The 16,159-nt window shown below is 61.8% G+C and carries 9 protein-coding genes; 4 read left to right on the plus strand and 5 right to left on the minus strand.

Annotation, left to right across the window (positions count from 1 at the left end; all coding sequences use genetic code 11):
- Positions 1-183 precede the first annotated feature (183 nt).
- Entirely contained in the window at positions 184-1,851 is a 1,668-nt protein-coding gene (locus DUT91_RS13215) for an electron transfer flavoprotein-ubiquinone oxidoreductase (RefSeq protein WP_114440879.1), read from the minus strand.
- A gap of 277 nt (positions 1,852-2,128) precedes the next feature.
- Here DUT91_RS13215 and DUT91_RS13220 point away from each other — a divergent pair, with 277 nt between their 5' ends.
- Entirely contained in the window at positions 2,129-2,992 is an 864-nt protein-coding gene (locus DUT91_RS13220) for a uracil-DNA glycosylase (protein ID WP_114440880.1), read from the plus strand.
- 235 nt (positions 2,993-3,227) lie between these two features.
- The gene (locus tag DUT91_RS13225) at positions 3,228-4,478 is read left to right on the plus strand and encodes an MFS transporter (protein ID WP_114440881.1); all 1,251 of its coding nucleotides are present in this window, start codon (positions 3,228-3,230) and stop codon (positions 4,476-4,478) included.
- Between the two features lie 4 nt (positions 4,479-4,482).
- Here DUT91_RS13225 and DUT91_RS13230 read toward each other — a convergent pair whose 3' ends face one another.
- The gene (locus DUT91_RS13230; protein WP_425373790.1) at positions 4,483-5,445 is read right to left on the minus strand and encodes a DMT family transporter; all 963 of its coding nucleotides are present in this window, start codon (positions 5,443-5,445) and stop codon (positions 4,483-4,485) included.
- 233 nt (positions 5,446-5,678) lie between these two features.
- On the opposite strand from DUT91_RS13230, the gene pepN reads away from it, so the two are divergent.
- Both pepN and DUT91_RS13240 read left to right on the plus strand, forming a co-directional pair.
- Positions 5,679-8,324: an aminopeptidase N gene (gene pepN, locus DUT91_RS13235; RefSeq protein WP_114440883.1), complete on the plus strand. Its 2,646-nt coding sequence runs from the start codon at positions 5,679-5,681 to the stop codon at positions 8,322-8,324.
- Positions 8,325-8,580: 256 nt separating this feature from the next.
- Positions 8,581-10,917 carry a PAS domain-containing sensor histidine kinase gene (locus DUT91_RS13240; RefSeq protein ID WP_114440884.1) on the plus strand — a complete coding sequence of 779 codons (2,337 nt, stop codon included), beginning with the start codon at positions 8,581-8,583 and terminating at the stop codon, positions 10,915-10,917.
- Positions 10,918-10,929: 12 nt separating this feature from the next.
- Here DUT91_RS13240 and DUT91_RS13245 read toward each other — a convergent pair whose 3' ends face one another.
- Genes DUT91_RS13245 through DUT91_RS13255 form a run of 3 tightly spaced genes read right to left on the minus strand, consistent with a single transcriptional unit; the run spans position 10,930 to position 16,098 of the window.
- On the minus strand, positions 10,930-13,968 hold the full coding sequence (locus DUT91_RS13245) for a bifunctional [glutamine synthetase] adenylyltransferase/[glutamine synthetase]-adenylyl-L-tyrosine phosphorylase (RefSeq protein ID WP_114440885.1): 3,039 nt from the start codon (positions 13,966-13,968) through the stop codon (positions 10,930-10,932).
- Between the two features lie 16 nt (positions 13,969-13,984).
- On the minus strand, positions 13,985-15,388 hold the full coding sequence (locus DUT91_RS13250) for a sensor histidine kinase (RefSeq protein ID WP_200834969.1): 1,404 nt from the start codon (positions 15,386-15,388) through the stop codon (positions 13,985-13,987).
- Positions 15,385-16,098 (minus strand): response regulator transcription factor, encoded by a 714-nt coding sequence (locus DUT91_RS13255; RefSeq protein ID WP_114440887.1) that lies wholly within the window; start codon positions 16,096-16,098, stop codon positions 15,385-15,387. The genes DUT91_RS13250 and DUT91_RS13255 overlap by 4 nt, the downstream gene beginning before the upstream one ends.
- Positions 16,099-16,159: the final 61 nt, after the last annotated feature.

Below are 16,159 nucleotides of genomic sequence, written 5' to 3' on the forward strand. Positions count from 1 at the left end.
CCTCTGCCCCGCCGGGCATCCCCCACAAGGGGGAGATTGGCTGACCCTGCCCCTTGGAGTTCTTCCTTCAACGTCTGTGATGGGTGCCGAACGTCTATGACAGGATAATCTCCCCCTTGTGGGGGAGATGGGCGGCAGCCCAGAGGGGGGGTGTGAAGCGCTCAGAAATTAGACCGCTTCCACCTACATATTCACATAAACCGGCCCTTCGCCTCCCTGCGGCGGCACCCAGTTGATATTCTGGTTGGGGTCCTTGATATCGCAGGTCTTGCAGTGCACGCAGTTCTGCGCGTTGATGACGAAGACGTCCTTGCCGTCCTGCTTCACCCATTCATAGACGCCCGCCGGGCAATAACGCTGTGAGGGACCGGCATAGACGTCGAGTTCCGAAGTCCTCTGGAGCTCCATGTTCTTCACCTGGAGATGGACCGGCTGGTCCTCCTCATGGTTGGTGTTGGACAGGAAGACCGAGGACAGGCGGTCGAAGGTCAAAACACCGTCGGGCTTGGGATAGTCTATCTTCCGCGCCTCGGCGGCTGGTTCCAGCGTCTTGTAGTCGGGCTTGCCGTGCTTCAGCGTGCCGAAGGGCGACCATCCGCCGGTCAGCGTGTTGATCCACATGTCGAGGCCGCCGAGCGAGACGCCTATGATCGTGCCGAGCTTCGACCAGAGCGGCTTGACGTTGCGTACCCGCTTCAGATCCTTGCCGATGTCGCTGCCGCGCCATGCATCCTCATAGGCGGAAATCTCGTCATGGGCGCGCCCAGCGGCGATCGCCTCGGCGACATGTTCGGCCGCCTGCATTCCCGACAGAACCGCATTGTGGCTGCCCTTGATGCGGGGCACGTTGACGAAGCCGGCCGAGCAGCCCATCAGCGCCCCGCCGGGGAAAGTGAGCTTCGGCACCGACTGCCAGCCGCCTTCGGTGATGGCGCGCGCGCCATAGGAAAGCCGCTTGCCGCCCTCGAACGTATCGCGGATCGCCGGATGCGTCTTGAAGCGCTGGAATTCCTCGAAGGGCGAGAGATAGGGGTTCTTGTAGTTCAAGTGAACGACGAAGCCGACGGCGACGAGATTATCCTCGAGATGATAGAGAAACGAGCCGCCGCCCGTCTTCATGTCGAGCGGCCAGCCGAAGGAATGCTGCACCAGCCCCGCTTTGTGCTTCGAGGGATCGACCTGCCAGAGTTCCTTCAGCCCGATGCCGAACTTGGCCGGCTCCTTGCCCTCGTCCAGCTTGAACTTGGCGATCAGCTGCTTGGCAAGCGATCCGCGCACGCCTTCGCCGATCAGCACATACTTGCCGAGCAGCGCCATGCCGCGCGTATAGGCGGGGCCCGGCTCGCCGTTCCGCTCGATACCCATGTCGCCGGTGGCCACGCCGATCACCGCGCCATTGTCGTCATAGAGCACTTCGGTGGCGGCAAAGCCCGGATAGATCTCTACGCCGAGCGCTTCCGCCTTCGCGCCGAGCCAGCGGCAGACATTGCCGAGCGAGACGATGTAATTGCCATGATTGTTCATCAGCGGCGGCATCAGGAAATTCGGCAGGCGCACAGATCCGGCAGGGCCGAGCACCAGGAAATGATCGTCCTTGACCGGCGTCTTGAACGGATGGTCGCTGTCTTCGCGCCAATCGGGAATGAGCTTGTCTATGCCGATCGGATCGACCACGGCGCCGGAAAGAATATGCGCGCCAACCTCGCCGCCCTTCTCCAGGACCACGACCGAAAGATCGGGATTGATCTGCTTCAAACGGATCGCCGCCGAAAGACCGGCAGGCCCGGCTCCGACGATGACCACATCGAATTCTATCGATTCGCGTTCAGGAAGCTCGTTCGCCTCGCTCATTTCATATCCTCCGTGATAGCTTCCCGGGCAACCTGTTCCCTCGGTCGACTTTCGTGACAGCCTCAGCCTATCCTGTTACAGAGTTGCGCATCGGGTCATATGCGGCCAATTGTCCGGGTTGTTACGACATCCGCTCCCTCAGTATTTTACCTTGACGTAAACGTCAATATTGAGGCGATTTTCGGTTCTATTCTGACCTCTCCTCGCCTCGCCTGCGCCTGCCCCTTGCAATAGCCGGCGCAATTTGCCACCTCACAGCATGGAGATGTCATTCGCCATGGGAAAGCAGCAGGAACCGATGGATGTGGAAGGGCTGCTCCGCTTTTATGCGGAGGCGGGCGTGGACAGTGCCCTGTCCGACGATCCGGTCGATCGCTTTGCCGAAGCGGCGAAACCGAAGGCGGCGGCGCGGCCATCCGCCGACACGGCTCAGCCGCCTGCATCGCCATCACCCTCCCCTGCCCCGCCTGCAGCGTCCCGGCCCGCGCCGCCCACTCCTGTCGCCGCCACGTCACGCTCCGTCGTGCCCGACGAGGCGCAGGTGGCGATTGCGCGTGAAGCCGCCGGGACAGCTGCCACCCTCGATGAACTGCGCGAGCGGCTGGCCGCCTTCGACGGCTGCAATCTGAAATTCACCGCCAAGAATATGTGCTTTTCCGATGGCGATCCCTTGTCCGACATCATGTTCATCGGGGAAGCGCCGGGGCGGGACGAGGACATCGAGGGGCTCCCCTTCGTCGGGCGTTCGGGCCAGCTTCTGAACCGGATGCTCGCCGCCATCGGGCTGGAGCGGCAAAACGTCTATATCGCCAATACCATTCCCTGGCGCCCTCCCGGCAACCGGACGCCGACGCCGCTCGAAACGGAACTCTGCCGCCCGTTCATCGAGCGCCAGATCGAGCTTGCCGATCCGAAAGTGCTGGTGGCGCTCGGCGGCCCCGCTGCCAAGGCGCTGACCGGCGCGCAGGAAGGCATTCTGCGGCTGCGCGGCAATTGGAAAGCGCACTCGACGCCGTCGGGCAAGGTCATCCCGGTGATGCCGACGCTGCACCCGGCCTATCTGCTTCGGAGCCCGGCGCAAAAGCGCTTCGCCTGGCGCGATTTTCTCGCAGTCAAGATGAAGCTGCGGGAACTCGGGTAAGCCGACCAGTTCTGCCCCGTTAATGCGATGGAGAGGTTGAGGCATGGATCCCGCTGACAAGCACTGGGATCCATGCCTCAACGATGCCACTGCCGCTATCTCTCGTTCCCGACATTCATTCGTCACAGGCGATGGCTAACCACATGTCGGAATTGAACTACCGCCCGCGTCGCAATTTCTCGCGCAGCCGGCGATTTCTTCCTCTATTCTCAATTTTTAATATTCGAGGGCTTCCATGGCTGGCCATCTCCTGTCGATCGCCGCGCTGCTGTTCAGCACGTTTCTGATGCTGGTGGCCGGCGGGCTTGCCGGTATTCTCCTGCCGTTGCGCGCCGGGCTCGAAGGATGGACGCCGACGACCATCGGCTGGATCGGCACCACCTATGCGCTGGCCTTCACCGCGGGCTGCCTCGTCGTTCCCCGGCTGGTGCTGCGGGTTGGCCATGTCCGGGTGTTCTCAGTGCTTTTGACATTGCTCAGCATGTCGCTGCTGCTGCATTCGCTGGTGACGCAGCCCGTTGCCTGGATGATGTTCCGGGCGATCGCCGGCTTTTCGCTCGCCGGCGGCTACATGATCGTCGAGAGCTGGCTGCATGAGCGCGTCACCAACGAGACGCGCGGCATGGTGTTTTCGATCTATATGATTGTCTCGATGGTCGGGCTGCTTGTCGGGCAATATATCCTGCCCTTCGGCAATCCAGCGACGCAGACGCTGTTCATCATATGCGCGCTCATCTATGCCAGCGCGCTCATCCCGACCGCTCTTTCCAACGCCCAGTCGCCCAAGCCGCTGACGCAGGTTTCGCTCGATCTCAAGGGGCTTTACCGCCGTTCGCCGGCGGCCGTCGTCGGTTCGCTGATCGCCGGAATCATCGCAGGTTCATGGAATTTCCTTGCCGCCGTCTATGGCGAGGAGATCGGGCTTTCGACGCTCGGCATCGCGACGATGCTCGCCTCCGCCATGATCGGCGGCGCGATCTTCCAGTACCCGCTTGGCCGCGCCTCGGATTTCGTCGACCGGCGCTATGTGATGGTCCTGGCGGGGGTCATCGGCCTCGTGCTGTCCTCGGCGATGGTCTTCATCAATCCTGGAACGGGATGGCCGGTCTATCTCATGATGTTCCTGTTTGGATCGGTGCTCTATCCGATCTACAGCCTCAATACCGCCCATGCGAATGATTCCGCCGATCCGAGCGAATTCGTGGAGGTATCGAGCGGCCTCCTGATCGTCTACGGCATCGGCAGCATGACAGGGCCACAGGTCGCGGGACGGCTGATGGATTCCTTCGGGCCATCGGGGTTTTTCGTCACCATGGCGATCTGCTTCACCGCCTATGGCGCGCACGCCTTCTGGCGCATCCAGCGGCGCAGCCTCTCCATTGCGGCCGACCAGAAGACGGAATTCCAGTTTCACAGTCCGGAAAAACAGCAGACGCCGGAAACGCTGCAGTTCAACCCGCGTAGTGATGCGACCGCTCAGGATTAAAGCGTCAATCCCTCAGCGCCAACGCCCGGCGGTTGCGTTCGGCGACGGCAAGCTGATGCTCGCGATAGATGATGAAAATTCCGGCGCCGATGACGATTGTGCTGCCGATGATCATCTGCAAGGTCGGAACTTCGCCGAAGATGAGATAGCCGATGGCGAGGCCGAGCAGCATCGAGGTATATTCGAATGGGGCGATGGTCGACATTTCGGCATAGCGGTAGCATTGGGTCAGGAAGATCTGCGCGATGCCGCCGGCGAACCCGGCCGCGATTAGCATAAAGGCCTGCATCGGGGTCGGCATCACCCAGCCGAAAGGCAAGGTCAAAAGCCCTATGATGCTCGAGGTGAGCGAGAAATAGATGACGATGGTGGGCGTGCGCTCGGTCTGGACGAGACGGCGCACGAGAAGCATGGCGATGGCGCTCATGCCGGCGCCGGCCAGCGCCGCGCCAGCGCCCAGCGCCTCATCGATACCAAGCTGGCCGCTGGAGAAGATGCTCAGCCGCGGCCAAAGGATCACCACGACGCCGACGAGGCCGATCACCACAGCGCTCCACCGATAGACACGCACCGTCTCGTGCAGCAAGATTGCGCTGAACACCACGACGAAGAGCGGCGAGGCATAGTTGAGCGCGATGGCTTCGGGAAGCGGAAGCTTGGTCAGCGCGTAAAAGGTGAACCCCATGGAGCAAACGCCGACCAGCCCGCGCCAGACATGGCTCAGCCGCTCTTTGGTGTGGAACACGCCCTGGAGCTGATGCGTGAAGGCGAGGTAGACCAGAACGGGGAAAATCGCGAAGAACGACCGGAAAAAGACGAGCTGGCCGACAGGTATGCCCTCCGATGCCTTGAGGAGGCTGGACATGCCCACGAAAACGCAGACCGATGCGACCTTGAAACCGATGCCCGTCATGACCTTGGGTTCGGCACTGATCTCAGCAGGCTCCGGACGCGAGGGAGCGTTCAAGGCGATAGTCCTCGGGAATGAATTACGGCGGCCGCTCCTCCCCCAGGTCTTCCCCTCGGGTGCGACCACCTTTCCATATGCCTCATTCCGCCGGAATGCCAGTGCAATAAATGGGATTTTCATCCTGCATTGCGCGTCGGAAACTGGCCAGGAAAGTAGCCGGTGTTGTGCCCTCCGGTAAAGAACGATAGGAAAATGGGAGCACTGCCGCTCATTGAGGAACCAGTCGACACATGCGCACGGATACCGGCCAGCTTTTCCGCCTCGAAGATTATCGTCCGACGGATTATTTGATCCCGCAGACCTCGCTGGCCTTCGATCTCCATCCGGAAAAAACGATCGTGCGTGCCGTCCTGTCGATCGAGCGTCGCGAAGGCACTGATGCTTCGCAGCCGCTGGTGCTCGACGGCGACGACCTGAAGCTGGTCGCATTGTCGGTCAATGGTGTTGCCCTTGGCGACAATGGCTATCAGGCAACGCCGGAAAGGCTGGAAATCACTCAACTGCCCGAGGAGAAGCGTTTCACCGTCGAGATCGTCACCGAGATCAATCCGATGACCAACCGACAGTTGATGGGGCTTTATCGTTCCAGCGGCGTCTATTGCACGCAATGCGAGGCGGAAGGGTTTCGCCGCATCACTTATTTCCTCGACCGCCCGGATGTCCTTTCGGTCTATACGGTGCGCATCGAGGCTTCGAAGGCCGAAGCGCCGGTTCTGCTTTCCAACGGCAATCCGGTAGAGACAGGCGACTTGCCGGGCGGCAGGCATTTCGCCGTCTGGGACGATCCGCATCCCAAGCCGTCCTATCTCTTTGCGCTGGTTGCCGGCTCGCTCGGGCATATTGCCGACAGCTTCACCACACGCTCAGGCCGCAAGGTCGATCTCGCCATTTATGTCGAACACGGCAAGGAGCCCCGTGCGCTCTATGCCATGGACGCGCTGAAGCGCTCGATGAAATGGGACGAGGATGTCTTCGGGCGCGAGTATGATCTTGACGTGTTCAATGTCGTTGCCGTCTCGGACTTCAACATGGGCGCGATGGAGAACAAGGGGCTCAACGTCTTCAACGACAAATATGTGCTGGCCGATGCCGAGACGGCGACGGACGCGGATTACGCCGGTATCGAGGCGGTCATCGCGCATGAATATTTCCACAACTGGACGGGAAACAGAATCACCTGCCGCGACTGGTTCCAGCTCTGCCTGAAGGAAGGGCTGACCGTTTTCCGCGACCATGAATTTTCAGCGGACCAGCGCTCCCGCGCGGTCAAGCGGATCGCCGAGGTAAAGACGCTCAAGGCGCACCAGTTCCCCGAGGATGCGGGGCCGCTTGCCCATCCCGTGCGCCCGCGCCAATATCGGGAGATCAACAATTTCTATACGGCGACTGTCTATGAGAAGGGTTCCGAGGTCGTTCGGATGATCCGCACCATTCTCGGGCCTGATCTTTTCCGAAAAGGCATGGATCTCTATTTCGAGCGTCATGACGGGGACGCGGCGACCATCGAGGATTTCGTCAGGGTGTTCGAGGAAGCGTCAGGACGCGATCTCAGCCAGTTCGCGCTCTGGTACGAGCAGGCCGGCACGCCGAACCTCTCGGTCAGCTATGATTACGACGCGGCGGAAAAGACGTTCACCATCGAGCTCGAGCAATCGATGAAGGCGACGCCAGGCCAGAGCCGCAAGAAGCCGATGCATATTCCCGTCAAATTCGGCCTCATCGGCTCCGACGGCAAGGAGATCGCGCCTGAAACGACGGCGGGGGCGGAAGTGATCGCCGATGTCATCCATCTGCGCCAACGCAAGGAGACGGTGCGCTTCACCGGCATCACGGAACGCCCCGTTCCCTCGCTCCTGCGCGGGTTCTCCGCGCCGGTGACGCTTGCAAGCGAACTGCCCCGTGACGATCTGATGTTCCTGGCGCTCAACGACAGCGACCCGGTCGGGCGCTGGCAGGCGTTGACCAAGCTTCTCACGGGCACGCTCATCGCAGGGGTCAAACGGGTGCGCGGCGGCAAGATGCCTGTTATCGACAGCGATATAGTGGATCTCGTAGGCCGGATCACGGCCGACGAGACGCTCGACGCAGCGTTTCGCGCGCTCTGCCTGACGCTTCCCGGCGAAAGCGATATCGCCCGCGAGATCGGCAACAATATCGATCCGGACGCGGTTCTGGCGAGCCGCGATGCGCTGATCAAGGCCATCGCCGAGACCCATGCGGGGTTGTTCGCCGCGCTTTATGACACGCTGGTCAACACGGGAGAATTTTCTCCGGATGCAGCAAGCGCGGGACGCCGGGCATTGCGTAACAGCCTTCTCGATTATCTCAGTGTCGCGGAGGCAAGCCCTTCACGCGCGGCGGCGCAATATCGCGCCGCGGACAACATGACGGACCGGGCGGCGGCGCTCGGCGTGCTCGTCCACCGTTTCGGCGACAGCGAAAGTGCGGCCGAGGCGCTGGCGGCTTTCGAAAAGCGCTTCGGCGGCGATCCGCTGGTGATGGACAAATGGTTCATTGTGCAGGCAACGCGCCCGGGGCCTAAGTCTCTCGACACTGTGCAAGCGCTCATGCAGCACAGGCTGTTCTCGCTCGACAATCCGAACCGCGCCCGCGCGCTCATCGGCGCTTTCGCCACCGCCAACCAGACCGGCTTCAATCGGGCGGACGGCGCGGCCTATCGCTTCTTCGCCGATGCGATCCTGAAGATCGACGGGGAAAACCCGCAGCTTGCGGCGCGGCTCCTCACGGCGCTGCGGTCGTGGCGCTCGCTGGAGGCGGGGCGCCGGGAACATGCGCGTGCGGCTCTTGCCCAGATCGCAGCCACGGAGAAGCTTTCGACTGATGTGAAAGATATCGTGGAGCGGACTTTGGGGTAGACGTTCTGCAACGCCGGGGCTGTGTATAATCAAGCCGGAAGGCGAGGTCGGCGCAGCCTTTGAACCTGAAACTCTCGTAAACTTTCGCGGCGCGCCCTGAAAAAGACGAATTGCGGCGAATCACTTTCCATTTTGATTAAAATTTAATGAAAAGACTGGACAGGCCGAATCAGTTTTGATTCATTGGCCATGGTTCGGATGTGTGTCGTCCCGAATCGCTTTCACCGGAAAGAGTACATTCAAGAGGGGCCACGGGATGGCAAATGCGGACGCGTATGACGCGCCGACGGCGAGGTATTACGCCTCCAAGAAGAGGAGGTCGAAGGCCGGGGTTTCCGGTCATGCCGGTCTGCTCGCCGGCCCCGCTTATCAAAAGCTCCTGACGCTCGAGCCGTGGTTGCGCCGCTCGATCCCGACACTCATCATCCTTTTTCTGATCATCCTCGCCGTCGCCCGCGTGCTGTCGCTGATGGCGTGGCGGGACGATATCGAACGCAACACCCGTTCGGCGCTGGCGCTTTCCACCAGCCATATTTCGGCGATGATCGACCGCATGGCCAATGCGCGCGACGATGCGGAGAATGCCGGCGGCCTCACGCCGATGGAACTACAGAACCTCATCATGGATTTTCGGTCCAGGGGACTGATTTCCCCTGCTATCGAGATCCTCGTGGCCGACGGCAATTCCATCGTGATCACCTCATCCGGCATGGACGCGCTGCGCGGCAAGAACATCGAAAGCGTCATCGGGGACGGCCAACCGCTGTTCCTTTTCGGCGAGCGGGCGGGCGTCATGCAGATCAAGCTCAACGGTGAGCTTGCGCTGGCCTCGCTCAATCGCACGGCCAAGGGCAATCTCGCCGTCTTCGCGGCCGAGCCGGTCGCGACGGTTTACGCGGAATGGCGCCGGATCCTCTCGCTCAACGTTACGCTTTTTGCCGGCACGGCAGGCGTGATGATGGCTATCCTCTACGCCTATTTCAGTCAGGCGGCGCGGGCCAGGGACGCCGACCAGATTTCCGACCAGATCCAGCGGCGCATCAACATGGCGCTCGCCAGGGGGCGTTGCGGCCTGTGGGACTGGGACATGGCGCGCGGGCGCATGTACTGGTCGCGCTCCATGTACGAGATGCTGGGTTATGAGGCGCATGACGCCATCCTTTCCTTTGGCGACGTAGCAGCGATCATCAACCCCGAGGACGGCGACCTCTACGCTATCGCCACGCAGGCGGTGGCCGGCGATATAAGGCAACTCGACAAGGTATTCCGGATGCGCCACGCCGAGGGTTACTGGGTGTGGATGCGGGTGCGCGCCGAAATAGCCGAAGAGGGCGATCTGCATCTGGTGGGCATCGCCTTCGATGTCAGCGAGCAGCACCGGTTCGCTCAAGCGACGGCCGAAGCCGACATGCGCATCCGCGAAGCCATCGAGAATATCTCGGAAGCCTTCGTGCTGTGGGACGCCAACAATCGGCTCGTCATGTCCAACAGCAAGTTCAACGAATATGCCGGGCTCCCCGCCGCCGCGCTTGTGCCGGGCGTAACCCGGAACGAAATCCAGCCGCTGATCCGGCCGGTTTCGTTCGAAAGGCGGATGGCCAATGAAAACGATCGCAGCGGCGCGCAGACCTTCGAGCGCCAGCTTGCGGACGGGCGCTGGCTGCAGGTCAATGAGCGCCGCACGCAGGATGGCGGTCTCGTTTCCGTCGGCACCGACATCACCCAGCTCAAGCTGCACCAGGAGCGGCTGGTCGACAGCGAGCGCCGCCTGATGGCGACCATCCATGACCTCAGCCTTGCCCGCAAGGCGGAAAAGGACCGGGTGCGCGAGCTCTCCGAGCTCGCCAGCAAATATGCCGTGGAGAAGGAACGTGCCGAGGGCGCCAACCGGGCGAAATCCGAGTTCCTCGCCAACATGTCGCATGAGCTGCGCACGCCGCTCAACGCCATCATCGGTTTTTCCGAGATGATGCAACAGGCCACATTCGGGCCGCTCGGTTCGGACCGTTATGACGAATATGTGCGCGATATCCACACCAGCGGCGCCTATCTCCTCAACGTCATCAACGACATTCTCGACATGTCGAAGATCGAGGCGGGACATTTCTCGCTCGATCGCGAAGAAATCGACCTCTGTCCGCTGATCCGGGAAACCGTGCGGGTGATATCGCTGCAGGCGCTGGAGAAGAAGATCGAGGTTCAGACCAAGATCGCCGAGACGATGACGCTGAATGCCGACCGCCGGGCGATCAAGCAGGTGGTGATCAATCTGCTTTCCAACGCGGTGAAATTCACCTCCCAAGGTGGCCGCATCTCGGTGCGGGCACGCAAGACATCCGGCGCGCTGATCCTGACCATCGAGGACACCGGCTGCGGCATCCCGAAGGCAGCGCTCAAAAAGCTTGGCCAGCCCTTTGAGCAGGTCGAGAACCAGTTCACCAAATCCCATGCCGGCTCCGGCCTGGGACTGGCGATTTCGCGCTCCCTGGTATCGTTGCACGGCGGCGCGTTGAAAATCCGCTCCGCCGAAGGGGTTGGCACGATCGTTTCAGTCAGAATCCCGGTCAATGCGGTCGAAGCGAAAGCCGCGTGATTTCAGCGTCGTTTATTGAGCCTTCCGCATCGCCTGGCGCATGAGCGTGTCGAAATGCTTGCGGACGGTTTTCGCAACCTGCTCCAGATGGATTTCCACGCGTTTCAGATCAGGCAATTCAGCCGCGCGGCACAGAAGATCGGAAAGACCCGGCGGAAGATCGTCGCTTTCCACTTCGCCGATCAGGCAGAGCCTTATCGTCTGGCTGAGACGCGTATAAAGCCGGTGCGCATCGACCAGTTCGTCGCAGACCGACGGCTCGGCGAAGGACGGCTTGAGACGGGCCAGGATATCCTCGGTCGCTGTCGAGCGGTGCCTGGTCTCGACATTGCCGGTCAGCGCGGCGAATTGCGCGAGGAATTCCAGATCGATAATCCCGCCCGGCGTCAGCTTGATATCCCAGATGTCGCGCGGCGGCTTTTCCTGTTCGATCAAGGCGCGCATCTCCACGACATCCCCGGCGGTCTTTGCCGGATCGCGCGGCAGGGCCAGGATGCCATCTATCTCCGATGCGATATGCGCCAGAAGCGTCTCGTCGCCTGCGACTGGGCGCGCGCGCGTCAGCGCCATGTGCTCCCAGGTCCAGGCTTCGGTGCGCTGATATTTACCGAAGGCAGCAATGTGGGTCGCCACCGGCCCCTTGTTGCCTGACGGGCGCAGACGCAAATCGACCTCGTAGAGCACGCCTTCCGCCGTCGGCGCGGAAAGGGCGGCGATCAGCCTCTGCGTCATGCGGATAAAATATTGCGAGGACGGCAGCGGCTTTTCGCCGTCCGACTCTTCCGCGTCGTCGTCATGGTCATAAAGAAGGATCAGGTCGATATCGGAGCCGGCGGTCAGTTCCCGGCTGCCGAGCTTGCCCATGCCGAGGATGGCGACCCTGCCGCCGGCGACGGTGCCGTGACGGCGGCTGAACTCCTCCAGAACGGCGGCGAGCGCCTTGCCGATCATCAGATCGGCGAGATCGGAAAACGCCCTGCCCGCACGCATCCCGTCGATGGCGCCCGTCAGCAGGCGGATGCCGATGAGGAAACGATGTTCGGCGGCGAAAATGCGCAGGCGGTCAAGCGTTTCCTCATAGAGGCCGCCATTGCCAAGGAAGCTCTCCAGCCGTTCTTCGAGATAGGTCCGGGTCGGCATTTCGGCAAAGATGGCCGGATCGAGCAGGCCATCGAAGACATGCGGCTTGCGGGTGATGATATCGGCCAGACGCGGCGCGGCGCTCATGATGAGCACCAGAAGGCCCAGCAATGGCCGGTTGGACTGAAGCAGGCTGAAGAGCTGGATGCCCGCCGGCAAGCCCTTCAGCAGCTCGTCGAAACGCAGAAGCGCCTCGTCCGCCCGCTGCGTTTCGCCGAAGGCCTTGAGCAATGCCGGCGTCAGCTCGGTCAGGCGCTCGCGGGCTTCCGCCGAACGCGTGGCGCGATAGCGGCCGAAATGCCAGGTGCGGATGACGCGGCAGATATCGCTCGGGCGCTGGAAGCCGAGAGCGGCCAGGGTTTCAAGCGTGCCGGGATCATCGACATCGCCCGTGAACACCAGATTGCCGGTCTCCGAACCGAGCTCCGGCGCCTGCTCGAACAGCGCGGCGTAATGGTCCTCGACGGTGGCGAGGGCCGAGAGGAAATCCTTCGAGAAATTATCCCCCCCAGCGTATCCCATCATGCGCGCTACGCGAAGGAAGCCTTCATCGTCCTCGGGCAGCACATGGGTCTGCTCGTCGGCGATCATCTGGATCCGGTGCTCGATGTCGCGCAGGAAGGCGTATCTTTCGGCAAGTGCATCGCGGGCATCCGGGGTTATCCAGCCGCGTTCCGCCAACCTGCCCAGCATCGCCACCGTTTGAGAACCGCGCAGTTCGGGGAAGCGGCCGCCGGCGATCAATTGCTGCGTCTGGACGAAAAACTCGATCTCGCGGATACCGCCACGACCAAGCTTGACGTTGTGACCGCGCACCGCGATATCGCCGAGCCCCTTATGGGCGTGGATCTGGCGCTTGATCGAATGCACGTCGGCGATCGCCGCGTAATCGAGATATTTGCGCCAGACATAGGGGCCAAGTTCCGCCAGCACCTTGCGGCCGGCCTCGATGTCGCCCGCCACCGGACGAGCCTTGATCATCGCGGCGCGCTCCCAGTTCTGGCCGCGACCTTCGTAATAATGCAGCGCCGCCTCGACCGGAATGGCAAGCGGGGTCGATCCGGGATCCGGGCGCAATCTCAGATCGACGCGGAAGACATAGCCGTCCGCGGTGCGGTCCTGGAGGATGCGAACCAGCCGGCGCGTCAGCCGCGAGAATATCTCGACGCAATCGAGCGGGTCGCCAATAGCCTTGCTCCTCTCGTCAATGAAGACGATCAGGTCGATATCCGAGGAATAGTTGAGTTCACAGGCGCCGAGCTTGCCCATGCCCAGCACGATCCAGCCGCAGCCAGTTTCGGGTTTCGTCGGATCAGGAAGACTGATCTTGCCGCCGGCATCGGCATCACGCAGCAGAAAACAGACCGCCGCCCTGATGCAGGCTTCGGCAAGACGTGTCAGCCAGCCGGTCGTCTCGGCCGTGGAGAACAGCCCGGCAAGATCAGCCAGCGCGATCAGCACATGGGCTTCCTGCTTCATCTGGCGAAGTGCGGCCATGATGGTGCTTTCCGTGACGTCGCCCCCCTCCCATGAGGCCGATATATCGGCCATGACCTTCTCCAGCCGCACCTCGGGAGAAGCCTCGCACAACGCCTCAAGCATCGCCGGGCGGCGCAGCAGCACCTCGCGGATGAACGGGGAAAGGTCGAGGACGGCAGAGAGGAAGGCCGCCGAAGGCCGATCATCGATCTGCTTCAGGAGTTTCGTACAGTCGGCTCCAGCCGCGCTCTCGCGCAGATCGGCCAGGAACCCGGCGGCTCTATCCGCATCAATGGGAATGAGCGGTCTTAGTTTCCGTGCGAAAAACAGTTCCTCCCGTGCGGCCAACGGCCTCTCCTTTAATTTAGAGCATTTCACTTTAAATGAAAACGCTGGTTCTAGGCGCCCCCTCTGCCCTGCCAGCGTTTCCATCAAAAATTAAACCGTTCTACCCATTATTCTCCGGCACCGGGAAAGCCAGGACCGCACGAAGGCCGGGTTTGTTGTCCTCGAGCCTGAGACTGCCACCGTGCAATTTCATTACCGCTTTGGCAAGGCTGAGACCCAGGCCCAGGCCGGGCTGGGTGCGGCTCTCCTCAAGGCGCACGAAGCGCTCCGTCACGCGGTCGTGCTGCTCCTCGGGAATGCCGGGGCCGTTGTCGGCGACGACGATCATGAGGCTTTTGTCCTGCCGCTCCATTGAAAGGGTGACCGCTGCATTTCCGCCTTCCCCGCCTGCATATTTGATGGCGTTGTCGACGAGGTTGGACACGGTTTGGCCGACCAGTTCGCGATTGATGCGGAGCGGCGTCTCGTCAAGATCGCCCAGCGACAGCGAAACGCCGGCGTCCTCGGCAACCGGTTCGTAGAGATCGGCGACATCGTGCAAGATAGGCGCGGCGGACATGATCTGCATGCTTTCGCTGGAATAGCCCGCCTCAAGCCGTGAGATCATCAGGATCGCGTTGAAGGTGCGGATGAGCTGGTCGGATTCGGCGATGATGTCTTCGAGCGCGTTGCGATAATCCTTCGTCAGCCTGCCGCCCGTCAGCGCGGCTTCGGCCCGGTTGCGCAGCCGCGTGAGCGGCGTCTTCAAGTCATGCGCAATATTGTCGGAAACCTGCCTCAGGCCCTCATTCAATTCCTGGATGCGACCCAGCATGGCGTTGAGGCTACCGGAAAGACGGTCGAACTCATCGCCCGACCCGCTGATCGGCAGGCGTCCGGCCAGATCGCCCTCCATGATGCGGTGGGAAGCGGAGGAGAGTTGATCGATGCGAACCAAAGCGCGGCGGCCGACGAAGAACCAGATCAGGAACGCGCCCACGCCCATGATGCCAAGGGCCAGCACGAGCGCGCGGCGGACGATATCGCGAAGCCGCTCCGGCTCGCCGAGATCGCGGCCGACGAGGACCCGCATGCCGTTGGGAAGCGCGATGACGACGGCGATGGCCTTGTGAACGTCGTTCGGGTTGTGATCTCCATAGCGCTGATAGGTAAATGCCCGCTCGACCATACCGTCGGTATCGAGAACCCCGGGCTGCAGGCTTTCGACATTGCCGGCCAGGATGCGTCCGACGGGGTCCGAAACCAGATAGAGATAGGCTCCCGGCTGGCGGGAGCGCCGGTCGATGGTGCGCACCAGCAGCGGAATGCCGCCCCGGGAATAGCTCGCGCCGATGCTGGCGACTTCCTCGTTGAGCGATTGCTGGGTCTGGCTGGTCAGCAGCGAGACCGAGAGGTTCGTCATGTAAAAAACGATCGCAACGGCGCCGAGCATGAACAGAAGGAGATAAAGCGCTGAAAGACGCGCTGCCGTCGTGCGCATCAAGGCGGCGAAACGGCTCATCAGCGAACTCCGGCCGGCGGGCCTTCCGAAGGACCGGCTGCGGCTGATTTCAACACATAGCCGGCGCCGCGCACGGTATGCAGGAGCGGTGTCTTGAAGCCCTTCTCGATCTTGCCGCGCAGCCGCGAGATGTGGACGTCGATCACGTTGGTCTGCGGATCGAAATGGTAGTCCCATACATTTTCCAGCAGCATGGTGCGCGTCACCACCTGCCCCGCATGCCGCATCAGATATTCGAGCAGACGGAATTCGCGCGGCTGCAGGACGATATCGGTGCCGCCGCGACGCGCCGTATGCGCCAGGCGATCGAGTTCCAGATCGCCGACGCGATAGATCGTATCGGCCTCACGGGGGCTCGAACGCCGCCGCAGGACCTCGACACGCGCCAGAAGCTCCGAGAATGCATAGGGTTTCGTCAGATAATCATCGCCGCCGGCGCGCAGGCCCGTGACGCGGTCATCGACCTGCCCCAACGCCGACAGGATCAGCGCCGGGGTTTCAATGCCCTTGGCGCGCAGGCCGGCAATGACGGCGAGGCCATCGCGACGGGGCAACATCCGATCGATGATCAGCACGTCGTAATTGCCGCTCTCGGCCAGGGCATAACCGGTCTCGCCATCGCCGGCGATATCTGCTGCATGGCCGGCTTCGGCAAAGGCCTTCTCCAGATACCGGGCGGCCTCGCGATCATCTTCTATGACAAGAATCTTCATGGCAGACTATAGATTGATCCGATTTAAGGAATTGTGCGGTAAAGCGGGCAGCGGACCGATT

The organism is Paramesorhizobium salinisoli (assembly GCF_003335045.1).
Lineage (GTDB): Bacteria > Pseudomonadota > Alphaproteobacteria > Rhizobiales > Rhizobiaceae > Paramesorhizobium > Paramesorhizobium salinisoli.